Source organism: Cupriavidus sp. 01L46, assembly GCF_056399905.1.
This window is the reverse complement of sequence record NZ_JBFTSF010000067.1, coordinates 1-23,736: the sequence shown is the minus strand read 5'-3', so window position 1 is coordinate 23,736 and position 23,736 is coordinate 1. Positions and strand designations below refer to the sequence as shown.

The following is a 23,736-nucleotide window of genomic DNA, read 5'->3' as shown; positions in this document are numbered from 1 at the left end:
AACTACGGCTGCCAAAGAGGTTCGCGCCGCTGGCGCGAAACGAGGGCGCAAAGCGGCACCAACACGAGGTGGGAATCATGCCTAGTCTGCCAGAAGGCCAGCCGGCGGCGCGGTCCTTCCATTTTTGCCGTCCGGATGCGCACAGCCTGCATGTTCGCCTGGCGGGGCCGGCCTGCGGGGCGCCCTGGCTGGTGCTGCACGGCGGGCCCGGCAGCGGCTGCAGTCCGGCCATGCTGGCATGGTTCGATCTCGGCCGCGACCGGGTGGTGCTGCCGGACCAGCGCGGCGCGGGGCGGTCGCGGCCAGCCGGCACGTTGCGGCGCAACACGGTGACGGCGTTGCTGGCCGACCTGGAAGCATTGCGGGCGCGGCTGGGCATCGCGCAATGGAATGTGGTCGGCGGCTCGTGGGGGGCCGCGCTGGCGCTGGCCTATGCCGCGCGTTTCCCGCAGGCGGTATCGCGGCTGGTACTGCGTGGCAGTTTCTTGGTCGGTTGGGACGACATACTTGCGCTGTTTGCGCCGCGCGCGCGCGGCCTATCCATGCTGCGCCGGGTGGCGCCGGATGGCGAGCGCTTGCCTGGCGCCCGCGCCCAGCACGGCGGCGTGACACGCGCGATGCTGAAGGGCTCGCGCGCCAAGCAGGAACAGGTTGCGCAGGACTGGCAGCGGGTCGAGCGCCGGCTGCTCGGGCTGCGCGCTTCGCATCAGCGCTCGCCGTTGCTGCCGGAGCGCGAGGCTTTCCGGCGTAAATACCGGGTCCAAGCGCATTACCTGCAGCGGCGCGCGGGGCTTGGCAAGGCGGTGTTGCTTGCGGCCGCCGCTGCCATTGGCCGACGCGGCCTCCCAGTCACGCTGTTGCACGGAAAGGCGGACCGGGTCTGCAGCCCTCGCAATGCCAGGCGGCTTTTGGAGGCCATGCCGCATGCCCGGCTGCAGTGGGTGGAGGGCGGCCATCTTGCTAGTGGGGCCATGGCGCGGGCGCTGGCGGCGGCGATTCGGGTGGCGCCGGAGCAAGGTGCCGGCTGATCCGCCGGCGGTCCGGCAAATCAGCAGGCAAGCCGTCTTGGCGCAGTGCCTTGGCTTGCGCGCATGGCTTTGCTCTGGTGGAGCGGCGTTTAGCCCATATCGCATCTAGGCCACGACAAGCGGCCCCGCCTGCTCGACAACCGGCCAGCCCCGGTCCAGCGCGATGGCACGCAGGCGCGGATCCGGCGCCACCACGATCGGATGGCTGACGTGCTCCAGCAGCGGCAGGTCGTTGGCCGAATCGGAATAGAACAGCGAACGCTCGAATTCGTCCCAGCGCCGCCCGATTGCGGCCAGCCATTGCGCCACCCGCTCGACCTTGCCCGCGCCGAAGCTTGGCACGCCGACCATCTCGCCGCTGAAGGGGGCCAGCGGGCCGGCACCAACGGTGGCGGCTTGCGAGGCAACGAGGTGCGCCACGCCGAAGCTGTCGGCAAAGCCGCGTGCGACGAAGTCGTTGGTGGCGGTCACGATGCAGCACAGGTCGCCAGCGGCGCGGTGCTGGGCCACCAGCTCGCGCGACGGCACCGGGATTCGGTCAGCGATGCTGGCGATGAAGGCGCTGCGCCAGGCGTCGAGATCGCGGCGGTCGTAGCGGGCCAGGAAGGACATGCAGAAGCGCTGGAAGGCGTGGATGTCCAGCCTGCCATCGGCATAGTCCTGGGCAAAGCGCTGGTTCTGCGGGGCGAATTCGGCTTCGTCGAGCACGCCGAGCTGCATCAGGTAGCGCAGCCAGGTGGAGCCACTGTCGAAGGGAATCAGGGTGTGGTCGAGGTCAAACAGTACGAGTTGCATGCGCGATACGGGTAGCGGCAAGGTTGGGAACGGGCAAATCCCGCACATGATAAGGCGTTGGCCCCGAGGCGGGCGCCAGCCCGGTCAGGAAGGCGGCTTTCAGCGCGCATTCCTCGAACTCCGATTTGGCCTCGCTATCGAGCACGATGCCGGCGCCGACGCCCATGCGGCCGGCCCGCACGCCGCCACGGGCGGGGCCGAGCACCAGCGTGCGGATGGCCACCGACAAGCAGAAGCTGCCGCAGACGCGCGCCGACCCCGGCGCGGGTGCTTCGACCCAGCCGATGGCGCCGGTGTACAGTCCCCGGGGGCTGGCTTCCAGCGCGGCGATCAGTTCCATGGTGTGATGCCTGGGCGCGCCGGTGATGGAACCGCAGGGAAAGATGGCGCGCAGCAGGGCCGGCATCGATACGGCTTCGGGCAGGGTCGCCTCGACGGTGGAGGTCATCTGGAACACGCTGGCGTAGGGCTCGATCGAGAACAGCGCCGGCACCTTGACCGAGCCGATTTGCGCCACGCGGCCCAGATCGTTGCGCAATAGGTCGACGATCATCAGGTTCTCGGCGCGGTTCTTGTCGTCGGCCGCCAGCGCGCGGGCAATCGCGCGGTCTTCGGCCGGGCTCGCGCCGCGCCGGGCGGTGCCTTTCATGGGGCGCGCAGTGAGCTTGCCGTCTTCATGGCGCAGGAACAACTCGGGCGAGCAGGACAGGATGAAGGGCTGCTGCGCGTCGTGAGGCAAGGCGATCAGCGCTCCGTATGGCACCGGCTGGCGCGCGCGCAAGCGGCGGTACAGGCCAGGCGGGGAGCCCGAGGCTTCGAAATCGATCCGGTAGGTGTAGTTGACCTGGTAGGTTTCACCGGCACGCAGCGCTTCGTGGATACGGGCGATCGCGGCGTGGAAGGTTGGACGGTCCACGCTCGGCCGGAATGCGCCGACACTCGCAGGCGAGGGCGTCACGCCGTCCATCGCGGCGAGCCACGCATCCACCTGCTCGCGCGAGAGCCGCGCCAGTTCGCGGAAGAGGAGAATGCGCAGGGCGGGCTCGCGGGAGCCCGCCACCGCGAGATGGCCTAGCCCCTGGAGCGCCAGGCCCCACTCGTAATCGCCTAGCAGCACCGCGTGGGCCCCGCCGCGCATGGCTGCATCGGCTTGCTGCCACGCCTGCCCGAGCCCCGCCGGATCCGTGCAGCGGATCTCGCGCAGGAAGCCAGTGTACAGGCGGCTGGTGGGCTGGCCTGCAATCAGCAATCAGCAATCAGCAATCAGCAATCAGCAATCAGCAATCAGCAATCAGCAATCAGCAATCAGCAATCAGCAATCAGCAATCAGCAATCAGCAATCAGCAATCAGCAATCAGCAACTCGCCCATGCCGTCCACCGCGAGGTCGCCCACCAGGCGGCGCGGCCGCAGCGCGGGCAAGGCCGTGAAGGGGCCGCCGGCACGCGCCAGGTTGCGTGCCAGCAGCGTCCAGAACACGTCGAAATTGCCGTCGGTGCGCACGAAGGTMGCGCGCGGCTGCGACCTGGCGCTGAGCAGCACGATGGTGCCGCGGCGCATGCCGTAAGCCAGGTGGGCACCAGCGGCGCCCGCGATCGCGATGGTGCCGGCGACCATGCGCGAGCCCGTGAAATCCCCGGCGCTGCCCGCCACCAGTGCGGTGCCGCGCCGCATGYGGTCGCCAAAACGGTCGCCGGCGTTGCCGCCGATGGCGAGCGTGCCGCCGCGCATGCCGTCCATGTCGCCAGGCAGCGCCGCGGCGGCGAAGTCCCCGGTATGGCCGCCGACCGCGACGTGGCCGCCGGCCATTGCCGCCGCCGTGAAGTCGCCTGCGTTGCCGTCCACGCGCAGCGTGCCGCCTTGCATGCCGCAGCCGAGATAGTCGCCTGCGTTGCCGTCGACCCGCAACGTGCCGCCGGCCATTTGCCAGCCGATCCGGTCAAAGCGTCCCAGGTCGCCTTCGAAGGTGAGGGTGGGCTCGCCATCGGCGGCCTGCGCCCGTATGGTAAACAGTTCGCCCAGGGCGATGCGCTCATTGCCATGCCACAAGGACAGGCGCGCTACCGCGTCCGGCGCCATGCCGGCCAAGGCGGCGGGCGTCAGCTGGCGCAGGTCGATCCGCAGCGCGGGGGCGTTGGCCAGGCGCAGGGTCAGGCCGCTCATGCGCATTCTCCCGGGCTGGCGAGTCGGTGCAGGTGGAAGTGGAAGGGGCCGAGCTTGCCGCCGTAGTTGCCGGCGGAAATGCGCACCAGCCCTGCGGCGGCGCCGCGCTCGGCGAGCGCCGCGATCCCGGCCCGCATGGCGGCGGCCACGTCGCCTTGCGTCAGGCCATCGATCACGATCTCCAGCACGCAGCGCACGGTGGGCCCAAGCTGGCTGCCGGCCACCAGCCCGGACAGGCTGGGGCAGAAGGCGTCATTGGTGGAAGCATGCATGCCGGCGTACCTGGCGCCGACCTTCGAGCCGGAGCGGACCACGCCGCCAGGAAAAGGCATGATGATATTGGGCACCTGCCGCATCGCCGCCACCGCGGCCTCGGCCGCGGCCAGCGCGCTGTCGGTGTCGCGGGCCAGCATCAGCAGGTTGCCGCCACCCACCGCCTTGACCACCGCKGTGGTTTCCTGGCAGACGAACTCGCCGTCCATCACCGGCACGCGCCAGTAGCGCACGCCGTCGATCATCTTGGCGATCTGCCAGCCGTCGCCGAAAAAACGCAGGTTCTTGCCCAGCGGGATGGCCTCGCCCTCGGTCAGCCCCGCGTACACCGCCGTGGTGGGACAGGTCAGCACGCACTGGCCAACGCGGCGCTCGACCTGCTTGGCCAGCTCCTTGTCCGACATCGAGAACAGCAGCACGGCTACGCCGGGGCGCCCGTCGGGCGAGTCGGCTGGCTGGATCTCGCGCTCGATGCCGGCTTCGCAGCCGCAGGCGATTACCGAAGTCGCGAAGCCCGTGAGCGCGGCCGCGGCATGCCGGGCCCAGGTCAGGCTGTGCGCCGTGACCAGCAGGCGGGTGGCCTTCATCGGGAAAGCTTCCGCGAAGGTGTCGTCGATGGTGATTCCGTTGATCAGCATGCGGGATGTCCCCAGGCGCGCGGCAGTGTCGAGAGCCCGTTCATACGGTGTCCTGCCCGCACAGCGGCTCGCACTGCGCCGGCAGCAGCCGGCCGCCATTGCAGCAGGCGCACAGTTCGTCGTGGCCGATGGCGGCGTTGTCGAAATCGAGCGCGAGATGGCGATCGCTGTACTTGCGCAGGGTCTTTTCGATGCCCTTGTCGTACTCGGGCTCCACATAGTGCGTGCCGCCGGCAGGCGTGGCGATGATGCGCCCCGCGCGCGCCACCAGGGCGCCGTCCTTGAACACATACTCCGGCGCGGTGAACATGGTTTCGCGGTTGGCATCCTCGCGGTACACCGCGATGTCGGCCGCCGCCCCCGCGCCCAGGTGGCCGCGGTCGCGCAGGCCGAGCAGGCGCGCCGGGCCGGCCCGGGTCAGCACGGCAATCTCGTACAGCGTCAGTTCCCGCTTGATATCGGGCAGCGCGCAGTTGGCGGCTACCTCCGGGTGCAGCCTGCCGAGCTGCTCGTCGCGGAAGGACTTGTCCATCAGCAGGCGGATCAGGTGCGGGTAGCTGGTGAACGGGCCACCATTGGGGTGGTCCGTGGTCAGCGTCACCTGCCAGGGGTTCTTGACGGTCAGGAACACTTCCAGGCCAATGGCCCATTGCAGCGCATTGACGTAGCTCTGCTCGCGGTAGCGGAACGGCACCACGCCGCAGCCGGCGTCGCATTCGATATCGGCGCCGATCCATTTGCGCGGGTGCGCCAGGTCGGCGTTCCTCACCTGCATCATGGTGTCGCCCGATGCGGTCACGGTCTGGCCGAAGATGATCTGGCCCACGTCGATCGAGATATTGGGGCGGGCGTTGACCGCCTCGGTGATGCGCAGCGCGGCCGAGGAGAACTTGTGCGGCCCGTCCACGCCGTAGCTGTGGAACTGGATATGGGTCAGGTGGCCCGGCAGGCCTTCGAGCGCGTCGATGGTGGCCAGGGTCGACTCGATATTGCCCGGCACCCCGAGGTTGCTGGCGTGGATATGCAAGGGGTGGGGCACCTTGAGTTCGGTCAGCGCCTGGCTCAGCGTGCGCAGCACGTCGCGCGGGGTGATGCGGTAATGGACGTGCTGGTCGTCGACGTCGAGCTGGCGCTGGTTGAACTTGAAGGCCGAGATGCCGCCCGGGTTGACCACCTTGACCCCCAGGGCCTTGCTGGCGTTGATGGTCCAGCCGACATAGTCGCGGATGCGCTGGAAGTCGGCGCCCTCGGCGAGCATGCGCAGGAACAGGTCGTCGTTGCCGAGCATGACGTAGGCGCCATGGTCGATGACCGGCGTGTCGCCCATCTCGAAATGCGTCTGGCGCGCGTTCGACGCCATCATGGCAGGCTCGAACGCGGCGGTGTAGCCCATCTGCGCATAGCGGTAGCCGGTTGCCAGCGTGCCGGGCGTGCAGGTGCCGCAGGAGGCCAGCTCCAGCGGCCCGGCGGCGGGCAGGTTGTCGCGGTGGTCCTCGGGCAGCAGCATGCGGGCCAGGTTGACCTTGCCGCCGCCGATATGCGAATGCATGTCGATGCCGCCTGCCATCACCACCATGCCGCCGATATCGAGTTCCGCCTCGGCGCGCGTGCCGGGTGGTTGCGCGACGATGCGGCCGTCGCGGATATAGAGGTCGGCAAGCTGGCCGTCGATGCCCCGTGCGGGGTCGTACACGCGGCCGCCGTGCAGGCGCAGGGTGCTCATGATGCGGACTCCGTGGGCGCGCTCGCTTGCCGCAGCCGTGCCAGCAATTGCGCCGCCACCGCCGCGACCGTAGGCAGGCCGTCGTCGCGCAGCGGGGTGAGTGGSAGCACGATGCCGCCATCGGTGCGGAACAGGTGCCCGGCCGAGCCGATGCCCGGCGTCGATACCGGAATGAAGACGCCGGGACGCCCGGCCATCGACGCGGCCAGCGCCGGATGCCCGAGCACCACGGTGGGCACGGGGGTTGCGGGCGCAGGCAGGTCCGGTGTGAAACTGGCGACCCACAGCAGGGCATCGACAGCGCCGCCGCGCAGCAGGCGCTCGGTCCCGTGCCGGTGCGGATCGTGATCGAGTCCGCCAGCGTGCACATGCGTGCGCAGAGGTAAGCCGGACAGCCAGGTAATGGCCTGGTTGACGGTATTGCCGCCGTCGTCGCCGCCGAGCGACACGGCGCCGGCGCGCGTGGTGCGGTTGAGCGTCTTGACCAGCTGGTGGATGCCCTCGATCAGCAGCGCGGCATGCTTGCCGCCCGCCTGCGCGCAGAGGGTGGACGGCGTACACACAATGACCGCGTAACGCGCCGCCAGCAAGCGGGCCGAGAGATCGCGCAGCGCTGCCGGAGCGATGTTGCCGTCGGCCAGTGCGCGCGGGCGGCACAGGGCGTTCAGCAGGGCGAGTGCCTGGTACAGGTCCTCGCCCTCGGGCAGCGCAACCTCGCTGCAGCGTGCGTTTGGGAGTTGTGCCGCCGCCGGGTCGGCCGGCGTGCCCAGGAAGACCAGCTCGCGCGTGCACGGCTGCTCGCTGTCCGCCAGGCCGCAGCGCCGGAAGAACTCGGGGTGTTTCTGCGAGGGCTGGGTGCCGATGCACAGGATCAGGTCGGCATGGTTGCGTACCTCGGCCAGCGTGGTGGTGAACGCGCCGCGATCCTGCAGCGCGCGCAGGCTGGCCGTCATGGCATCGCCATGCGCATGGTCGAGCACCGCGCCGCTGTGGTTGGCCAGGGCGTAAAGCGCGCGCGTGYCGGCCACGTCGGTGGCGAGGCCGCCGAACAGCGGGAGCCGGCTCTCGCGCAGCAGGCGCGCGGCAGCGTCGAGCGCCTGGGGCAGTGACACGGGGCGGCCATCGGCGCTCGGTGTGGTAGCCATTGCTCGCGCATCGAACCAGGCCAGCGCGCTTGCCGCGCGCGGACAGGTGCTGCCGGTCAGTGCCGGTGTCCGTCCGCCCGCGGCTTCTTGCGCAACGTCGAGCCCGTCGCACAGCAGCGCGCAGAAGGGACAGGTCCAGGTGACCCGGCCGGCTGGGCGGCCGCGGGTGTCGGAGGGGAGTTCGGGAGCGGGTGCCATGCCCATGTCGAGCAAAGCCTGTGCCAGCGGCTGGCCGCATGCCGCCGCGCGAGCGCCATCTGCCCGCCACGGCGAGCGCAAGGCGCCTGGCGAAGGGGAACCCCCAGCGCAAGGGATGCGCCAGGGGCCGGAGCAACGAGACAACCGGTGCTCCGTGCGCGGGGCAACCTGTCACCCCGGTTGGTTGCGCATGCGGCGCCAAGCCGCGCCGGCGCGCCGTGGCAGGCTGGCATGGAACGTGTTTATGCCTGCTTGTTTGTTTGCTTGAGGGTACCGCGTGCGCGGATCAGGGGGACTTTCCTCCCTGGCCAGCCGGCGGGATACGGAGATCGTGAATGGCCGATGCAACCAGCCAGGCGCTGGCCCCGGCATGCGCGGCGGCGGCCAGGTCGGCGCCATCGCGAATGCCGCCGGCGCCGACCAGCCTGCGCCCGGCGCCCGCTTGCGCGCGGATAGCCGCGAGCGTCGCCAGGTCGGGCCCTTCGAACGCGCCGACGCGATCCAGTGCCATCACGATCAGTTGCGCCGGCCATGCGGCACTGGCCTGCCACCATGCCGCGTTGCCCAGCGGCATGCCATGGCGCCGGTCGAGCGAGAGCACGGCGCCGGGCCAGGTGTCGAAGGGCGGTGCGCTGCCTGCCGCGGCGGGCGGCTCGCACAAGCTTTCGCTGCCGAACACCGGCACCACCCGCGCGCCCTTGCCGTGCAGCGCAGCCAGTGCCGCAGTGGCCTGCGCGGCATTGGAGAAGCCGGCGTCCAGCCAGAGTTCGGTTTCCGGCAAGGCCCGGCAAAGGGCCTGCAACGCCACAAGCTGGGCGGCGCGCCCCGTGAGCGCGTCGAGGTCGGCGATATACAGCGTGCGGCTGGCGCAATACGCAAGCATCGCCCGCGCCAGTGCCACCGGATCGCTGCCCGGATGCAGGCCGGACACGATGGGGCGGTACTGGTCGCGCTGGCCGCGCACCGCTCGGACAACGCGGCCGTCGAGAAGATCGATGACTGGGATGATGTGCATGGAGAGGGAATGATGACGCGTATGTTCGTCTATGAATATGTCAGTGGGGGCGCCATGGACACCCGCGCGGTGCCGCACCTGCTGCGCCAGGGCAGGGCCATGCGTGACGCGATGATCGCAGATTTGGCGCGCATCGGCGACGTGGCGCTCACCTGCGTGGCGCTGCCCGGCGAGCTGCCAGCGGATTGCCATGGCGCGCACAAGGTGAGCTGGTGCGCGCGCATGCCCGGCGAGGACACGGCGGACTTCGTGCGCCGCCAGGCGGCTTGCCACGACGTGAGCTGGGTCGTGGCGCCGGAATCCGAGGGGGCGCTGCTGAGCCTGCACTACGTGGTGGGCGACGCGCGCTGGCTGGGCTGCGACGCCGGCGCGATCGCGCTGGCCACCAGCAAGCGCGCCACCGCGCAGCGGCTTGCCGCGCTCGGCGTCGCCGCGACCCGGCCATGGAGCGAAGGGGACGCGGCCGAGCCTGGGCGCTGGGTGGTCAAGCCGGACGATGGCGCGGGATCGGTGGCGACGTACGCCTACGACGGTTTCGACGCGGCGCATGCAGCCTGGCTGCGGCGGCTCGCGCAGGGCGAGCCGGTGGTGCTGGAGCCCTGGGTGGAGGGCGAGCCGCTAAGCCTGTCGCTATTGTGCGGCCCGGGCGGCACCGAACTGCTGAGCGTGAACGCGCAGCGTATTCGCGTCGATGCGCGCGGGCAGGTGCACGACGACGGCGTGCAGATCAATGCCATCGAACGCAAGGGTTCGGCGGGCCGCTGGCTGGCGGACGTGGCAGAGTGCGTGGCGGCGGGCATGCCGGGCTTGCGGGGGTTCGTCGGTATCGATCTGGTCTGGCACCCCGGGCGCGGCCCGGTGGTGATCGAGGTGAATCCTCGGGTGACCTGCGCCTATGCGGGCCTGTCAGCCGAACTGGGCCGCAACCTGGCCTGCGAGATGCTGGCGGGACACCAGATCCTGGCCGAGCGCCTGGTCGCCAATGGAGCCGCCCATGGCCGCTGAGCGCGTTGTCTACGGGTGGGACCTGGGCGGCGCCAATATCAAGGCAACCCGCCTGGAGGACGGCGTCGTGCGCGATATCGCGCAGTGGGCCTGTCCCTTGTGGCAGGGCTTGCATTTGCTGGACGACGTGCTGGCGCAGGCGCGCGCGCGCTGGCCCGATTGCGGGCACGCCGAGCACGCAGTCACCATGACCGGCGAAATGGCCGACCTGTTCGAGCACCGCGAGGCCGGCGTGGTGGCGCTGGCTGACATCATGTGGGGCGCCTTTGGTGAGCGCGCCGTCTTCTTCGCCGGCGCTGCGGGCTGGCGCACGCGGCGCCAGGTGGCGGCGGACTGGCAGCACATCGCCTCGGCCAACTGGGTGGCGACCGCCCGCATGGCGGCTGAGCGCATCGGTCACGGCGTGCTGGTGGACATCGGCACCACCACCAGCGACCTGATTCCCATCGTGGATGGCGAGGTGGCGGCGCAGGGACGCGACGATGCTGGCCGGCTTGCTTGCGGCGAACTGGTGTACCTGGGCGTGGCGCGCACGCCCCTGTGCGCGCTGGCGCGCCGCGTCGCCTTGAAGGGCACCAGCTACAACGTGATGAACGAGCTGTTCGCCACCACCGCCGATGTGTACCGGATCACGGGGGAGCTGCCCGACGCGCACGATCCCCACCCGGCCGCGGACGGCGGCGCCAAGACGCCGGAGGCAACACGGCAGCGGCTGGCCAGGATGATCGGCCACGATGCGCGCGACGCGCCACCGGCGGCATGGCTTGAGGTTGCGCGCGAGTGGCGGCTGGCCCAGATCGCGGCGCTGGGCGACAACCTGCTGCGTGTCATCGACCGGTCCGGCTTGCCGCCGGACGCGCCGCTGATCGGCGCGGGCTGCGGGCATTTCCTGGCGCGCGATCTGGCTGGCCGGCTCGGCCGTCCCTATCGGGCCTTTGAAAACCTCACAGGCATGGCGCCGGCCCACACGGAGTGGGCGCGCGTGTGCGCCCCCAGCGTTGCCGTGGCGGTACTGCTGTGGCAAGCGGGGGGCGAGGCAGTCGCGATGGACGGCACGCAGGCATGCCAATGACGCGTTGCCGGTGTGCCGCACTGAAGGGGGAGTCCCTGTGCACGTCATAAAGATCGGCGGCAGCCTTGGCCGCGACCCACTGTTACGAGACTGGCTGCGGGAACTGGCCGCGCGCGGCGGCGGGCGCGTGGTGGTGGTGCCGGGCGGCGGCGTGTTTGCCGACCAGGTGCGCGAATACCAGGCGCAATGGGCTTTCGACGACCTGGTTGCGCACAATATGGCGGTGCTGGCCATGGTCCAGTACGGCTTGATGTTGCAAGGCCTGTGCCACGGCCTGACGGTGGCCGCCGACGACAATGCGATCCGTGCCGTGCTGCGCGATGGCGGCGTTGCGGTATGGACGCCGTTGGACCTGCTGCGCACAGCGCCGGACGCGTTGACGAACTGGGACGCGACTTCCGACAGCATGGCCGCGTGGCTGGCCAGCCGGCTTGGCGCGCGGCGGTTGGTACTGGTCAAGTCGTGCCCGCTCAAGCTGGGGATGACGCTGGCACAGTATGCGCACGCMGGGGTGGTCGACCGCGGCTTCTGCCATTACACACGCGACGCGGCATATCCGGTCGAGCTTCTGCAAAAAGAGGATCTGCAGCGCTTGCGTGCGTTGTTCAGCGGCGCCCCGCGAGGCGGGGTCGCGTAGACGTGCGCTGCTCAGGCCGGCTGCGGTTCCAATGCGGCCGCCGGGTGCAAACCAGCGCGCAGCGCCGCCACCTTGGCCGGATCGAGGTGCCCAGCGCGCCCGCCGTCGCACAGCGCCCCACGGAAGCCGGCAAAGTCCGGCGCCAGCGCATGCAGCCGCGGCAGATGTTCGAGCTGTAGTGAGCCGGCCAGGCCAACCTTGACGCCCCCGGCCCGTGCGATGCGGGTCATGGCCGCGAGCGTGGCCATGTCGACGCAGTCGAACAGGCTGCCCGCCTGCTTGCCCGCGGTATCGGCCATCACCGCCGGAAAGCCCATCCCGCAGGCCTCTTCAACCAGCTTCAGGTCCACCCCATGGTCGGCCAGGAACACCGGCACCACCTGCCATGGCAGGGTGGCCAGGCGCCGCAAGGCTTCGCGCGCGTGCTCGCCGGGCGCCACGCCCACCTTGACGTAGTCGACGCCGCATTCGCCAATGGTGTTGGCCATCAGCATCATGACGGCATGCTCGGCCGGCGCCAGGTCGCCGATCGTCGCGCTCAGCAAGTGCCCGGGCCAGCGTGCGCGCACCGCGCCAACCACCTCGCGCACGGTTGGCGCGGGCAGCGCGCCGAGCGCCCCCGCCCTGGGCTCCTTCAGGTCGATCAGGTCGGCCCCCGCGGTGGCGGCTTGCAGGGCCTCCACCTCATTGCGTACGCTGGTCAGCAGGGATGTCATCGGGTCTTCTCCAGGATGGGCTCGGGGGCGGCGCTGTGGCCGGTATTGCCTGCATGCCAGGCCGCGACGCGGTCCTGCAGCCATTGCCATGCTTCGCGTTCCGCCGCGCCGGCGGTCTTGTCGATGGCGATCTGCAGGTAGGCCATCTCGCGGGCGATCTTGTCGGCCGGCAGCAGGTGCAGCCGGCTGACCAGCACCGCGCCTTCGATGACTGCCGCTTGCGCGCGGTTGAATCCGGGAAAGTCACCGTGACGGGCCTCGTGCACGCGGCCCATGCGCAGCGAAGGCCGCGCGGGATCGCCGCCTTGCTGCATCAGGCGCAGTTCGATGTGGCTCAGCGCGCTGGCCAGCCGCACGCCATGGATCCGCTCCGCCGGCACGGTGGGCCACTGGCGGCGGCCGGCGAGGCAGCCGGCAAAGACGCACACGTCCGTGGTCAGGTTGACCACGGCGGTGCCGGTGCCGACGATGTTGTCGTAGGTGGCGGAGGGCCTGAACGGCATCAGCACGATGTCGCTGCCCTGGTAGCGCACGCCCATCGGCGCGATATGCGCCGCACCGTCCGCCGAGATGGTGGTGACAACGGTTTCGTAGATCACGTCATTGCTCATGGTGCTTGCCCTCATGCCCGCTTTCGCATGGTGGCGCCCGGTGCGCACCATGCGGTCAGATCCTGCGCATCGCGCTCGGCCGCGCAGCCCCAGTCCAGCGGCTGGTCCTGTACGTAGCGCTTGCCCAGGCGCCAGGCGATCTCCGCGCGCGCCAGTTCCACACCCAGGTAGAAGGCGTGGTTGCCGTCGTGCTCCAGTTGCAGCCGGGGAAACAGGGTGAAGGGGTCGGCGGCCACGTGGTGCCCGTCGCGGTTGTAGGCGTGTATCCCTTGCTCGGAGACCTGCACGCGGAAGTTCGGGTCGCGGATCGCGCTGGCGGTCTCGGCGATTTCCTCCGGCGTATCAGGGTAGGGCTCGCGCGCATGCAGCGTCATCATCTGATCGGTGATGCCTTTGGGCAGGGCGTTCTGCTCGCGCGCGGCGTACATCATCCGGCGTGCCACGTCTGCTTCGCGAATGGCGCGGCGCGCATGGCCGCTGACCTGGGTGGTCAGGATCGCCGAGGCGTGCAGTTCCACCGCGATGCCCATCAGGATGGCGTTGATGCCGCCGGTGTCCGCCTCGGTCAGCTCGGTCAGGTTGCCCACGCCGAGCATGATGGGCGCCTTGGGAAAGCGCTGGCGCAGCCGCTCGTAGCGCCCGAGCGAGGCCAGCAGGCCGAACGGGATCGGGTCGAGAATGGCGTCGGCGATATAGGCCCGGCCGCGCTGTTCCATGGCTTCGATCGCCGCGTACAGCGACGCTTCGTCGCCCGGCTGCTGCGGCACCAGGATCGGCGTGGCGGCGACTTCGTCCGTCACCCACAGGGTGTCCAGGGTCAGGCTAAGCAGGTAGTCCGCGCCGGCCTTGCCGCCGCGCACCAATTCGCCGGCGTTCATCGAATCCACGCTGACCAGGAAGCCCTCCGCCTTCAGCGCGCGCACCGTGTCCTCCAGGTGCGGGAAGGGCGTGGCGGGCAGGCAGCCAAGGTCGATGACGTCGGCGCCATCCGCCCGGTGCCGGCGCGCCCGCGCGCATACGCTTTCGATATCGAGCTGGGGCGCGTCGACGATCTCGGCGAAGATGGCGATGTCGTGCCGCGACAGGTCGACCGGCTTGGCCTTTCGATTGAAGAACTGTGGCAGGTCCTTGAGCTCTTCCGGCCCGCGCTCCACCGGCATGCCGTAGTGCAGCGACAGTGCATCGAGATCGCCGCGGCAGCGGCCCGGCACGATGATGCGGTCCGCCACCACGGGCGCGGCCACCCGGCGGCGCACCAGGTCGGCAGTCATCAACGCAGCCACCTGCACGCCGATTTCGCGGATCTCCCAGGAGAACGGCGCGGGCTCCAGGCTCCGCAGCACGCGTTCCAGGCCTTTTTCCGCCAGGCGGCCGGTCAGGAAGACGATGTGTTCCATGTCAGTGTCAGTGCCTTCAGTCGTTGATCCAGCGTGCGCCGCAGCGCGTCAATGGAACACACCACTTCGCAATGGTCGATACGCCGCAGCCGTTCCACGTTCTCCAGTTCGATATTGCGGGGATGCAGCTTCAGCCAGCCGTCCGGCCCCTTGGTGACCACCACGGGCTCCGTGTCGCACGCATACACGATGCCGGGGATGCCGAGCTTGCCCGCCTGGGCGAGGATATTGGTTGGCAGCGTGTCGGAGATGCCGGCGACGCATTTGGCCACGGTATTGCTGGTGGCCGGCGCGACGATGGCGGTGTGGTAGCGGCGCGCATAGAACATGCCAACCGGTGCGGCGCTGGCCGTCTTGTCGCGGAAGACCCGGAAGCGCGCTTTCAGGTCCTTCAGCTGCATGCCGTAGATCGCCAGTACTTCCTCGKCCGCGCGCGACAGGAACAGGTCCACATCGGGCAGGGCCGCGGCCAGCGCCAGGCTTTCTTCGAGGAAATGCCCGGAGCCGGTGATGGCCCAGGCAAAGCGCGGGGCGCCATCGCTCGGGGCACGGGCTTCCGGGCCGTCGTTGCCGATGACGGTAAATCCTTCGGCGTCGAGGTGAAGGGCTGCTGATGGGTGGGGCGACATGCGGCTCGCTAAGATGATCGACCTGGGCTGTAACGATTGCAGGAGTCGTGCCTGGCATTGGCGCCTTGATCCGCAAGGCCTTGGCGGGGGRTTGCGCCGGCTCGACTGCGCCGTCGGCGGGACAGGTTGTGTCGTTCGGTTGCCTATGTCCCGCGGCCGCGCGCCACGCTGGCCGGCCGCCGGGCCGCGTCGGAACTGGGACGCTGGCCCGTGCGTTCGTGTGGCCTGCTTCTTGCGAGACGGGCACGGGAGCGTGGTCGCCGGCCGCGCGCTGTTGCAAGGAGGGCAGATGAAACGAGACGACATGATGTTGCAGGCTGAGGTGGCGAGGTTCGGCCTGCTGCCGGGCCTGATGGCGGAATCCATGGCCGCCCGTGAGGCGCCGGCGTCCTCGCCCGGGTCGATGGACCTGATCTTTATCGAGGGCTTCGAAGGACAGACCATCATCGGCATCGACGACAGCGAGCTGCGCACCCCGCAGCCGCTGCGTATCGACCTGACCGCCGGGCTGGCGCGCAGCGGCGCCTGCAGCAGCGACCGGATCGGCGACACCATCGACTACGGCAAGGTGCGCACCGCGTTGCGGGAGTTGATGGCCACGCACCGCCTGCAACTGCTCGAAGCCTTTGCCGAGCGCGTGGCGCAATTGCTGCTGGAGGATTTTGGCGCGCACTGGGTGCGCGTCGTTGTGGTCAAGCCGAAGAAATTCGATGACGTTGACACGGTGGGGGTTGCGATAGAGCGGCGGCGGGACGCGTCACCGCGCGCGCGCGATCCTGGGCACGGCTGGATGGATCGGGGCGCCGTCAACGTCTAGGCCTGTACCGGCGTGGCGCCGGAACAGCCCTGCGCCACGCCGATTTGCGCTACCCGGTGCTACCTGGTGTGGACAATCCCGGCGGCCGGACGCGGATCGATCGGCATGACGCATAGCGCCGAATCGAGGCAGCCCGCGATCATCGCGCTGGCCACCGTCAGGTCGGCGCTGGTGCCGGGGTTCAAGCCGCCGGCTTTCAGCTCCCGGTCCCAATGCGCCAGTTCCTCCGAACCGATTGACTGGCCAGCCTCGAAGCGCCAGTGGAACAGGCGCGCCCGAGCGCTCACGCGCCTTGCCGCCGGCAGCCCATGCTTGCGCGCGATATGCGAGTCCGGAAAGCGCGCCAGGAAGGCGATGTGGACGGCCGTCACCGCCCGATGCAGCCGCTCGGGCCAGGGGCCGTGCCCGGCCAGGTGCCGGCGCAGCACCGGCAGGCCGAGGGTGAAGAGGTCGGCGTAGCCGTTCGCATACTGGCGCGCCACGGTATCGCGCATGGCAGCCAGGTGCATGGCGGCGCGCAGGTTGACCGTTGGCCTGGCGGCCACGTCCTGCTCCGGCGCCGCGCCAAGGCCGGCCGGCATGGCGTGCGCGATCGCGCGATAGGCGGCCTCGGCATCGGCCACGGTCAGGCCCGCCAGTACCGCCTTGGTCCGCTTGCGGAGCGTTTCGGCATCGCGCGGCGGCTCGCCTTGCGCGGCGGCGGCCAGCGGCGCGCAGAGCAGCAGGATGCCAAGATTGGTGTTGCACCGCGCCACCGCCTGCGTTTGCGCGACCGCCTCCTCGATACGCGCGCCGACCGTGAGCGCGGCATCGGTCAATGGTGCCACCGCCGCCGCCGCGCTGTCCAGGAAGAGCCTGGCAGTCATGCCGTGGCCGGGGGCATCCATGCTGACATTGCCCGGTTTGGCCACCGCCACGTCCAGCGTGCACGCCCACAGGAATGCCGCCGCGGCATTGCCGGCCACGCTGTTGTCCGGTGCCRTTCTCACGCCACGGCTCCCTGGCGCACCGAGGGCAGCTTGCGCTCCAGCAGATCATCGACGAGCAGGCCGGCGATATCGACCGCCGTGACGGATTGCAGCCCATGCCAGGCCGCCACGCCATTGACCTCGATGACCATCGCCTGATCCGTGTCTTCCCCGTCACCGACGGGAACGAGATCCACGCCGGCGTAGTCGAGGCCAAGCGCTTCGGTTGCGCGCACGGCAAGTGCAGCCAGCGCCGGCGTGATGTCGGCGTGCTCGCAGCTGGCACCTTGCGCCACATTGTGAATCCAGCCCTGGCTGACGCGGCGCATGGCCGCCACCGCCCGTGCGCCGACCACCAGCACGCGCCAGTCGAACCCAGGCCTGCCGGGCGCGGCCGCAGAGGGGACGAAGCGCTGCAGGTAGGCCACATGCCGGTATGCCGCCAGCGCAGGCATCGGCACGGGCGCGTGGTCTGCCTCGACCGTGCCGATGCGCTGCAGCCCCTTGCCCTGCGAGCCGAACAGCGGCTTGAGCACCAGCGCGCGCCCGGCAGCGCTCTCGCGCATCACCGTGCGCTGCGCGTGCGGCGCGGATTCGCTCACCCAGGTCGCGGGCGTGGGAATGCCGGCCAGATGCAGCAGGAAGCTGGTCATGCCCTTGTCCACGCTGCGCTCGATGGCGCGCGCGTCGTTGTACACGGGCACGCCCAGTTCGCGCAGCGCGTGCAGGATGCCCAGCCGCAGCGTGACCTGCTCGAAGCTGCCGGACGCGAGGCCGCGCACGATCACGGCATCTGGCAGGGCGCGCCCATAGCCTGGGATCGCCAGCCCGTGCCAGGCCCACGTGGTGTCGATCCGGCAATCGGCCAGGTCCACGCAGCGGCCTTCGCAGCCGCGCTCGCGCAGCGCCCGCTTCAGCGTGGCGGTGTGCCAGCCGGTTTCGTCGGTCATGATGGMGACGCGTAGCGGGCCGCGCGCAGGGGAGGCGGCCATGTCAGGCTTCCTGCAGCCATTGGCCGCGCAGCAGCGGCAGGTTCAGCGCGCCCGCGTGCCACGTCCGGCCGGAAGCGAGGTTGCTGACCCATGCCTCGGCGGGCGCGAACAGGGCCGGGTCGATGCGGTAGAAGTCGTTGCCATATTCCCTGAACACATCGCCGAAGGGGCGCCCATAGTCGCGCGACCTGGCCGAGGGGAGCGCGAGGGCAAGCGCGCGGGCGGCATCGTCGTCGGTGTCGACCGTCAGGTGCACGCTGCCGCCGTACAGGATGGCGTCGTTGGTGCGGCCCATCGCATCGCCCGCATCGGCGCCCGGTGGCGGCAGTGGCGCGACACCGCTGCCGCCGACGATGCGGTCCAGCGGGAAGCCGAGCACGTGCGCCTTGTGTAGCGCGACCTCCAGCACGCGGCCCACCACCTGCGTGGTGCCGGCCAGGCTTGCCGTCGGCGTCAGGATCACGGTCAGTTGCCCGGGCTGCAGTCCGCAGTCCCGCAGTATCTTCTGGATGACGACCTCCGGCGGCGTGCGGTCGACTTCCAGCACCAGGCAGGCGCCGCCGTCACCGTCGCGCAGGCTGTCGCGGTAGCCGAGCGCCTCGAACAGCGTTTCCTTGCCAGCGAGCGCGCGCGCCGGGCCGGAGCCCAGCGCGAAGAACTTCCTGCCGCCGGTTTCCTCCTTGCTGGCGCTCAGGCTCCAGCCGGCGTACTGGCTGGCCAGGCAGGCCAGCACAGGCTGCCCGCTGCTGACCTCGATGTGCGTGGGCCAGCCTTCGCCGCCGTGGCACAACCGCACCTGACCCAGTCCGCCCATGCAGATCGCGGCGATGGCAACGCCCGCCTCGACGCTGCCTCGGGTCTCGACGCCGGCATCGACGAGGCGCACGCCCTGTGGCCCTTCGGAGACTGCGATCTGCCATTCGGCGCGATGGCCGAGCAGGTGCGAGACGAGCGGCTGGCTAAGCGCGTTGACGCTGAGCGTGGCGGTGGGATTCGTTGTGCTTGGCATGGTGCCTCGGTTCGGTGGTGGTGGGGGCCAGGGCCTTGCGCTCAGGACAGTTCGGCCCCGACTGCGCGCGCCATCGCCATGGCTTCGGGCAAGCCCAGGTAGACAGGCTTGGCGGCTTCGCGCATCGCGAGGAACAGCCGGTGCTGCACCTGGTACTTGATATTGCCGATGGCGAGCGCACCGACCCCCAAGGCTTGGCCAGCGGCGATGGGCTTGCCGTCGTCCATGGCATCCACCCCGGCGATGCCGGCCGGCGGGACGGCGTTGACGTCGGCGGCCACCAGCAGCTTGCCCGCGGCGGCACGGTTCGCCTCGCTGACGACCTGGACGCCGGCGCTCGCGGTGGCGAAGACGACTTCGGCTTCGGCCAGCGCGGCCCGCAGCGTGTCGGCCGAGCGGATCAGGATGCCTTCGGTCTGGGCGTTGAAGCGTTCGTTGGTTTCCCGGCTGATGCGGGTGGCCTGAGTATCGTCGGTGCGGTTGGACAGCCATACCCGAGCGCCCAGTTGGGAGGCCAGCGCTCCCGCCACGCGGCCCACGGCGCCGCCGCCGCCAAGCACTAGCACCCTGCGGCCGGAGAAATCGGTTTGATGCACCTTGCGCAGTTGCCGCTCGACGGCGGCCACCAGCGCCGCGGCGGTGGTGTAGGAACCGCTGGGGTCGGCGAAGACGGACACCGCGAAAGGCGGCACCATGGCCTTGCGCGCCGCGTCGAGCATGTCGGTCGCCAGTACCACATCACGACCGCCGATGAAGACACCGGTGTTGGCGACGCCTTTCGGGCCGCGGGAGAAGATGGCGTCCTGGGTCAGGGCCGCGATGTTGTCGAGGCCGACTTCGGTGTAGGGGACGACGTGCTCGTAGCCGGCGTCGATGGCCATGTTGACGTCGAAGGGGCTGGCTTGCCGGGTTGGGGTGAACATGTGGAGGATGTAGGGGCGTGCCATTTGGGAGTGCTCCGTGGTCTGGGTGCTCAATATCAAGTCATTGGGAAGTAACAGCCGTCGGCGTTCCAAACGGTGTTGGCGCATCCTGTCACCAGCCTCACGCCGCACTGCGCTGCCGCGCCGATGGCACGACTTGCGCTCCACGATTGCCCCCTGTGACAATGCGTGCTTGCAGGAAGGGCCCCAACAGTCCTGCCGCGCGGATGTCTGCTACTGCCTGTTCGGCCGTGGCTTGCGAAGATACGATGGCAAAGCCGGTCGGGCCCCATGAGCTTTGCCCGACGGCTGCTGCGTTGGCGCCCGCCTGCTGCGAGATCCGGGCCAGCGCGCGGCCGACCGCCGCACTGCTGTACACGCCGCCTTGCGCCGGCGCGAAGTAGCGGCCGATGACCTGCTGCAGGTGATTGACGCCTTGGGCGAAGGGCGCGAAGTCCTGCTCGGCTGCGGCGGGCAGGATCTGCATCAGCACGCGGTGGCAGAGATCGGCGGCCAGCGCCTGGGGAAAGGGTGGCAGCCCTTGCATCGCCTGTTTTTCCGCCGCGCCGTGCAGGCCGGTGCGGCTGGTGTCGAGCAGCAGCACGATGCGCCAGTCGGCCGGGAAATCCAAACGCGCCATCAGCGGCGCCACGCTGCCCGTGCCACGCGGGCCGCTATCCACCAGCAGCCCGCCGCGCTCGAATGCCGCGATGCCAACGCCGGAGCGGCCTCCGCGGCCTAGCAGGCTGGCGATGTCGGCGCTGGACCATGGCAGGCCGTGCAGCTTTGCAAACGCCCGGCCCAGGGCCAGTGCCAGCTGCGTGCCCGAGCCGAAGCCCGCATGCGCCGGCAGTACCTCATGCAGGCAGAGCGCGAGCGGTTGCTGGATGCCGCTGGCTTGCTTGAGCCGTTCCAGCCAGGCCGAGACGCGCGGGACTTCCTGCCGCGCGGCGTGGTCCGCCGCGGCGACCCGGTCTTGCGCGGCCGGGCCGAGGTCAAGGATGGTCGACGGGCCGCCGATCGACAAGCCGAGACTGCCGAAGCGCCGCCCAAGCGATGCGCCCGGGTCGAGAAAGCCCAGATGCAGGCGCCCGGTGGCGTGAATCCGGACCGCACCGGGCGGGTTGATGCCATGACCTTCGTGGGTGAGCTCTTTGAGCTTTTCGAACGTTTGCATGGATGAAGACCTTTTGCGGTTCGCTTTGTCTGCCTGATCTAGCAAGCGGCATACCACTACGCCGCCGGCCCGCGGGGGACGCGGCGCGGCGGCGCTGGAGTGACAGCGTGTCATGGTCCGCGTTCCGCTTTGCGTACAAGGTGTCATGGCGCCGAGCCGGGTGCGGGTGGGCCGCGCTCAGGCCCCGGCCGCATGCCGTGACGCTGCCGTCTCTCGTGCGATCTCGATGCACCGCTGGTGCGATGCCTATGCCGACAAGATGCGATTCCGCTTCCGGCTGAGCGACTTCGGCCGCCAGCGCATGTGGGATACCGGATTGCTGTGAGGCACCGCGCCGCGCACGCTCACCTGCGCTTAGCCTGACCGCGCTGTATCACGCCAGGACTTTTGTCGCCAAGATCTAGACGGACTGGATTCGCTCGAGCCTGGCGACATACCGCCAGGCTTCGACGATGCTGTCCGCGGCGCGATCGATGTCGTCCTCTTCGGTAGGCCAGGAGATGACCGACAGGCGCATGATTTCGCGGCCCTTCCAGCAGGCGCCGCTGACATAGCAGTCGCCCGTGGACTGTACGCGTGCCACCACGTCCCGGGTCAAACGGTTGGCAGCGGCATCGTCCTCACCCGTACCGAAGCGGACGATGACCTGGTTGAGCGATACCGTGTTCAGCACAGTAATGCCGGCTTGCTCGTCCAGGCGCACAGCCATGCGGCGCGCCAGMCTGCAGTGGCGTGACACCATCTCGGCGATGCCCGCGCGGCCGAAATGGCGCAGCATGGCCCAGGTGGCGAAGCCGCGCGCACGGCGGGAAAGCTCCGGCACGTAGTGCGACGGATCGCGCTCGTCCTCGGCCGCATGGGGCAGGTAGCTGGCGGTAGCCGTCAGCGCGCGCCGGTGGGCTTCGGGATGGGCGACGATGGCATAGCCGCTGTCATACGGGGCCTGCAGCCATTTGTGCCCGTCGGTCGCCCATGAATCAGCGGCTTCGTAGCCGGGGGCGAGCGGCGCTGTCTCGGGGCACGCCCTGGCCCACAGGCCGAAGGCGCCATCCACATGCAGCCACGCGCCGCGTGCACGGATATCCGGCAGCATCTCCTGCACCGGATCGAACGCACCGGTATTGATCTGGCCAGCCTGCGCTATCACGATGACGGGGCCTTCGCAGGCGGCCAGCGCTGAGCCAAAGGGCGCCAGCAGCATGGCGCCGTCGTGCCCACTCGGCACGCGCTTGACGCGATCCCGCCCGAACCCCAGCAGGCGCAGCGCGGCAAAGACAGACGTGTGGGCCTCGTCGCCGACCAGCACGTGGATCTCGGGTGCGCCGAACAGGCCCTGGGCCTCCACATCCCAGCCGGCCTTTTGCAGGACATGGGTGCGCGCGGCAGCGAGGCAGGCAAAGTTGGCCATGGTCGCGCCAGTGACAAAGCCCACGGAAGCACCAGCTGGCAGGCGGAGGATATCGAGCAGCCATCTTGCCGATGTGTCCTCCGCGGCCGCGGCGGAGGGTGCGCCGTGGTGGTTGCCGCAGTTCTGGCCCCAGGCACTGGTGAGCCAGTCAGCGGCGACGCCGACTGGATGCGACGCACCTACGACCCAGCCAAAAAAACCCGCACCGGTGGTCGGGAGCAAGCCGGATTCCGCCAGCGCGCGCAAGGCATCGATCGTGTCCGCCGCTGGCATGCCGCTTTCGGGCGTGGGGCCGTCCCATGCCTGGCGGCATGCCGCGTACGATCTGGCAGGCGGCTGCACGTTTTCCGCAACCGATTCCCGGTATCGCGTGGCCGCCGCGGCAGCGCGGCCTAGTACACCGAGATCCCCTGTTTGCCTGCGCGACATACCAGTACTCTCCTGCAGCGTGATGCCGATCTCTTTCGAGAAGGGATGCTACACGAAATCGTCCTGCATTGAGGGGCCGGGCGGAGCAATGGGTGCCGGCGGTGGCGATATGCAAGGGCGCCCAGGAGCGGGAACGCCGCGACCTGCGAGCCCATCGGCACGTCCGCCGTCATCACGGGGCGCTTCGCTTTCAGGTCGATGCCGATGCGCTCGATCGATGTTGCTCGACAGCCCTCCCGCTAACATCGCGCCGAAGGAGGCAGCTTGCGTGCCGATGTGACGGAGCGAGATCTGGATGCAGCACTAGTCGAACACATTCCCCGTTCCCTGCTCGAACCTGAAGGCGCTTTCCTATGTTGGTCGCCAGGTTTATCTCGAAGCGGGACGCGAGGACTACTATCTCGATCTGCTCTTTTTCCACCTAAAGCTGCTCTGTTACAGAGTAATCGAACTGAAGGCAGGTGCCTTCAACCCTGAGTATGCGGGGCAGATCAACTTCTACCTGCAGGCGGTCGATGCCGAGACGAAGACAGCGGCCGACAGTCCTACTATCGGGCTGCTGCTAGGCTAGGAGCACAACCGGCGGGTTGTCGAATACGCACTGCGCAACATGGGAAATCCGATTGGCGTGACCCAGTATCAGCTGGCGGCGGAGCTACTGGCTAAACTGCAGGGAGCTCCGCCGAGCGTCGAGGCGCTGACTCTATAACTGGAACCTGATGCGCGTAAAAATGAGGGGAACTAAGCCTGAGACAGGCGCCGCTGCGCTCCCCGGGGTCGACAAACGAAACTGCACGCTCGAGTTGCCAGGTCAGGCCTCAGCGATCATATATTTATCCCGATTCTTGCCAAGCCATGCGGGTGCCCGGCCACGGCCAGACCAAGTCGCGCCCGTCTTGGGGTCTTGGTACTTGGGTGGTTGCACGGTGCGCGGGGCTACCTCTGTCTTCTCGCCCGACGCTGGTCGGC

Annotated in this window: 25 protein-coding genes; 7 read left to right on the top strand and 18 right to left on the bottom strand. The window is 69.4% G+C overall.

Features of this window, described 5'->3' with window-relative positions:
• The first annotated feature begins 77 nt into the window (after positions 1–77).
• The gene (locus tag AC1DS3_RS14265) at positions 78–1,028 is read left to right on the top strand and encodes an alpha/beta fold hydrolase (RefSeq protein WP_441632954.1); all 951 of its coding nucleotides are present in this window, start codon (positions 78–80) and stop codon (positions 1,026–1,028) included.
• A 105-nt stretch (positions 1,029–1,133) separates the two neighbouring features.
• Here the strand turns inward: AC1DS3_RS14265 and AC1DS3_RS14260 are convergent, their stop codons facing one another.
• The 7 genes from AC1DS3_RS14260 to AC1DS3_RS14230 all read right to left on the bottom strand — a co-directional run bounded on the left by AC1DS3_RS14260 (position 1,134) and on the right by AC1DS3_RS14230 (position 8,977).
• Positions 1,134–1,823, bottom strand: a complete 690-nt coding sequence (locus tag AC1DS3_RS14260; RefSeq protein WP_441632952.1) for an HAD family hydrolase — start codon at positions 1,821–1,823, stop codon at positions 1,134–1,136.
• A complete protein-coding gene (gene pabB, locus AC1DS3_RS14255) occupies positions 1,804–3,072 on the bottom strand; it encodes an aminodeoxychorismate synthase component I (protein WP_477127401.1) in 1,269 nt (422 codons plus the stop codon). The genes AC1DS3_RS14260 and pabB overlap by 20 nt, the downstream gene beginning before the upstream one ends.
• Positions 3,073–3,163: 91 nt before the next feature.
• Complete coding sequence (locus AC1DS3_RS14250) at positions 3,164–3,985, bottom strand: formylmethanofuran dehydrogenase subunit C (protein ID WP_477127400.1); 822 nt, start codon at positions 3,983–3,985, stop codon at positions 3,164–3,166.
• Positions 3,982–4,896 carry a formylmethanofuran--tetrahydromethanopterin N-formyltransferase gene (gene fhcD / locus AC1DS3_RS14245; protein WP_441632946.1) on the bottom strand — a complete coding sequence of 305 codons (915 nt, stop codon included), beginning with the start codon at positions 4,894–4,896 and terminating at the stop codon, positions 3,982–3,984. The genes AC1DS3_RS14250 and fhcD overlap by 4 nt, the downstream gene beginning before the upstream one ends.
• 40 nt (positions 4,897–4,936) lie before the next feature.
• A complete protein-coding gene (locus AC1DS3_RS14240; RefSeq protein ID WP_441632944.1) occupies positions 4,937–6,619 on the bottom strand; it encodes a formylmethanofuran dehydrogenase subunit A in 1,683 nt (560 codons plus the stop codon).
• Positions 6,616–7,962, bottom strand: coding sequence for a molybdopterin-binding domain-containing protein (locus AC1DS3_RS14235; protein ID WP_477127399.1), 1,347 nt, complete (start codon positions 7,960–7,962; stop codon positions 6,616–6,618). Before AC1DS3_RS14235 ends, AC1DS3_RS14240 begins: the two co-directional genes overlap by 4 nt.
• 286 nt (positions 7,963–8,248) lie before the next feature.
• Positions 8,249–8,977: a HisA/HisF-related TIM barrel protein gene (locus AC1DS3_RS14230; RefSeq protein WP_441632940.1), complete on the bottom strand. Its 729-nt coding sequence runs from the start codon at positions 8,975–8,977 to the stop codon at positions 8,249–8,251.
• A gap of 9 nt (positions 8,978–8,986) precedes the next feature.
• On the opposite strand from AC1DS3_RS14230, the gene AC1DS3_RS14225 reads away from it, so the two are divergent.
• Genes AC1DS3_RS14225 through AC1DS3_RS14215 form a run of 3 tightly spaced genes read left to right on the top strand, consistent with a single transcriptional unit; the run spans position 8,987 to position 11,691 of the window.
• Entirely contained in the window at positions 8,987–9,982 is a 996-nt protein-coding gene (locus AC1DS3_RS14225) for an ATP-grasp domain-containing protein (RefSeq protein ID WP_441632938.1), read from the top strand.
• Complete coding sequence (locus tag AC1DS3_RS14220) at positions 9,972–11,054, top strand: hydantoinase/oxoprolinase family protein (protein ID WP_441632936.1); 1,083 nt, start codon at positions 9,972–9,974, stop codon at positions 11,052–11,054. The genes AC1DS3_RS14225 and AC1DS3_RS14220 overlap by 11 nt, the downstream gene beginning before the upstream one ends.
• A 37-nt stretch (positions 11,055–11,091) precedes the next feature.
• Entirely contained in the window at positions 11,092–11,691 is a 600-nt protein-coding gene (locus tag AC1DS3_RS14215; protein WP_441632934.1) for an amino acid kinase family protein, read from the top strand.
• Between the two features lie 11 nt (positions 11,692–11,702).
• On the opposite strand, the gene AC1DS3_RS14210 is transcribed toward AC1DS3_RS14215, so the two are convergent.
• Genes AC1DS3_RS14210 through AC1DS3_RS14195 form a run of 4 tightly spaced genes read right to left on the bottom strand, consistent with a single transcriptional unit; the run spans position 11,703 to position 15,044 of the window.
• Positions 11,703–12,407 carry a (5-formylfuran-3-yl)methyl phosphate synthase gene (locus AC1DS3_RS14210; protein WP_441632932.1) on the bottom strand — a complete coding sequence of 235 codons (705 nt, stop codon included), beginning with the start codon at positions 12,405–12,407 and terminating at the stop codon, positions 11,703–11,705.
• Positions 12,404–13,033, bottom strand: coding sequence for a DUF447 domain-containing protein (locus tag AC1DS3_RS14205; protein WP_441632930.1), 630 nt, complete (start codon positions 13,031–13,033; stop codon positions 12,404–12,406). Before AC1DS3_RS14205 ends, AC1DS3_RS14210 begins: the two co-directional genes overlap by 4 nt.
• A complete protein-coding gene (locus AC1DS3_RS14200) occupies positions 13,030–14,415 on the bottom strand; it encodes a DUF6513 domain-containing protein (RefSeq protein WP_441632928.1) in 1,386 nt (461 codons plus the stop codon). The genes AC1DS3_RS14205 and AC1DS3_RS14200 overlap by 4 nt, the downstream gene beginning before the upstream one ends.
• Positions 14,394–15,044, bottom strand: a complete 651-nt coding sequence (locus AC1DS3_RS14195; protein ID WP_477127398.1) for a flavoprotein — start codon at positions 15,042–15,044, stop codon at positions 14,394–14,396. The genes AC1DS3_RS14200 and AC1DS3_RS14195 overlap by 22 nt, the downstream gene beginning before the upstream one ends.
• A gap of 289 nt (positions 15,045–15,333) precedes the next feature.
• Here AC1DS3_RS14195 and AC1DS3_RS14190 point away from each other — a divergent pair, with 289 nt between their 5' ends.
• Positions 15,334–15,861: a dihydroneopterin aldolase gene (locus AC1DS3_RS14190; RefSeq protein WP_441632924.1), complete on the top strand. Its 528-nt coding sequence runs from the start codon at positions 15,334–15,336 to the stop codon at positions 15,859–15,861.
• 59 nt (positions 15,862–15,920) lie between these two features.
• Here the strand turns inward: AC1DS3_RS14190 and AC1DS3_RS14185 are convergent, their stop codons facing one another.
• The 5 genes from AC1DS3_RS14185 to AC1DS3_RS14165 form a co-directional block, all read right to left on the bottom strand.
• Positions 15,921–16,850, bottom strand: coding sequence for a triphosphoribosyl-dephospho-CoA synthase (locus AC1DS3_RS14185; RefSeq protein ID WP_477127397.1), 930 nt, complete (start codon positions 16,848–16,850; stop codon positions 15,921–15,923).
• The gene (locus tag AC1DS3_RS14180; protein WP_477127396.1) at positions 16,847–17,821 is read right to left on the bottom strand and encodes an ATP-grasp domain-containing protein; all 975 of its coding nucleotides are present in this window, start codon (positions 17,819–17,821) and stop codon (positions 16,847–16,849) included. Before AC1DS3_RS14180 ends, AC1DS3_RS14185 begins: the two co-directional genes overlap by 4 nt.
• Position 17,822: 1 nt before the next feature.
• On the bottom strand, positions 17,823–18,830 hold the full coding sequence (mch, locus tag AC1DS3_RS14175; protein WP_441632918.1) for a methenyltetrahydromethanopterin cyclohydrolase: 1,008 nt from the start codon (positions 18,828–18,830) through the stop codon (positions 17,823–17,825).
• Between the two features lie 41 nt (positions 18,831–18,871).
• On the bottom strand, positions 18,872–19,777 hold the full coding sequence (locus AC1DS3_RS14170) for an NAD(P)-dependent methylenetetrahydromethanopterin dehydrogenase (protein ID WP_441632916.1): 906 nt from the start codon (positions 19,775–19,777) through the stop codon (positions 18,872–18,874).
• A gap of 97 nt (positions 19,778–19,874) precedes the next feature.
• A complete protein-coding gene (locus AC1DS3_RS14165) occupies positions 19,875–20,930 on the bottom strand; it encodes a beta-ribofuranosylaminobenzene 5'-phosphate synthase family protein (RefSeq protein ID WP_441632914.1) in 1,056 nt (351 codons plus the stop codon).
• A gap of 112 nt (positions 20,931–21,042) precedes the next feature.
• Between AC1DS3_RS14165 and AC1DS3_RS14160 the strand changes: the two genes are divergently transcribed.
• The gene (locus AC1DS3_RS14160; protein ID WP_441632912.1) at positions 21,043–21,255 is read left to right on the top strand and encodes a hypothetical protein; all 213 of its coding nucleotides are present in this window, start codon (positions 21,043–21,045) and stop codon (positions 21,253–21,255) included.
• Between the two features lie 75 nt (positions 21,256–21,330).
• Here AC1DS3_RS14160 and AC1DS3_RS14155 read toward each other — a convergent pair whose 3' ends face one another.
• Positions 21,331–22,611: a pyridoxal phosphate-dependent decarboxylase family protein gene (locus AC1DS3_RS14155; RefSeq protein ID WP_477127395.1), complete on the bottom strand. Its 1,281-nt coding sequence runs from the start codon at positions 22,609–22,611 to the stop codon at positions 21,331–21,333.
• Positions 22,612–23,104: 493 nt separating this feature from the next.
• Between AC1DS3_RS14155 and AC1DS3_RS14150 the strand changes: the two genes are divergently transcribed.
• Complete coding sequence (locus AC1DS3_RS14150) at positions 23,105–23,338, top strand: PDDEXK nuclease domain-containing protein (RefSeq protein WP_441633182.1); 234 nt, start codon at positions 23,105–23,107, stop codon at positions 23,336–23,338.
• Between the two features lie 240 nt (positions 23,339–23,578).
• On the opposite strand, the gene AC1DS3_RS14145 is transcribed toward AC1DS3_RS14150, so the two are convergent.
• A partial coding sequence (locus AC1DS3_RS14145) for an H-NS family nucleoid-associated regulatory protein (RefSeq protein WP_477127426.1) occupies positions 23,579–23,736 on the bottom strand: 158 nt, incomplete at its 5' end.

Bases quoted from the DNA above. Each gene is read 5' to 3' on its own strand.
- AC1DS3_RS14265 (WP_441632954.1), top strand. From the start codon at position 78: ATGCCTAGTCTGCCAGAAGGCCAGCCGGCGGCGCGGTCCTTCCATTTT.
- AC1DS3_RS14260 (WP_441632952.1), bottom strand. From the start codon at position 1,823: ATGCAACTCGTACTGTTTGACCTCGACCACACCCTGATTCCCTTCGAC.
- AC1DS3_RS14240 (WP_441632944.1), bottom strand. From the start codon at position 6,619: ATGAGCACCCTGCGCCTGCACGGCGGCCGCGTGTACGACCCCGCACGG.
- AC1DS3_RS14230 (WP_441632940.1), bottom strand. From the start codon at position 8,977: ATGCACATCATCCCAGTCATCGATCTTCTCGACGGCCGCGTTGTCCGA.
- AC1DS3_RS14225 (WP_441632938.1), top strand. From the start codon at position 8,987: ATGATGACGCGTATGTTCGTCTATGAATATGTCAGTGGGGGCGCCATG.
- AC1DS3_RS14220 (WP_441632936.1), top strand. From the start codon at position 9,972: ATGGCCGCTGAGCGCGTTGTCTACGGGTGGGACCTGGGCGGCGCCAAT.
- AC1DS3_RS14210 (WP_441632932.1), bottom strand. From the start codon at position 12,407: ATGACATCCCTGCTGACCAGCGTACGCAATGAGGTGGAGGCCCTGCAA.
- AC1DS3_RS14205 (WP_441632930.1), bottom strand. From the start codon at position 13,033: ATGAGGGCAAGCACCATGAGCAATGACGTGATCTACGAAACCGTTGTC.
- AC1DS3_RS14200 (WP_441632928.1), bottom strand. From the start codon at position 14,415: ATGGAACACATCGTCTTCCTGACCGGCCGCCTGGCGGAAAAAGGCCTG.
- AC1DS3_RS14190 (WP_441632924.1), top strand. From the start codon at position 15,334: ATGAAACGAGACGACATGATGTTGCAGGCTGAGGTGGCGAGGTTCGGC.
- mch (WP_441632918.1), bottom strand. From the start codon at position 18,830: ATGCCAAGCACAACGAATCCCACCGCCACGCTCAGCGTCAACGCGCTT.
- AC1DS3_RS14170 (WP_441632916.1), bottom strand. From the start codon at position 19,777: ATGGCACGCCCCTACATCCTCCACATGTTCACCCCAACCCGGCAAGCC.
- AC1DS3_RS14165 (WP_441632914.1), bottom strand. From the start codon at position 20,930: ATGCAAACGTTCGAAAAGCTCAAAGAGCTCACCCACGAAGGTCATGGC.
- AC1DS3_RS14160 (WP_441632912.1), top strand. From the start codon at position 21,043: ATGGTCCGCGTTCCGCTTTGCGTACAAGGTGTCATGGCGCCGAGCCGG.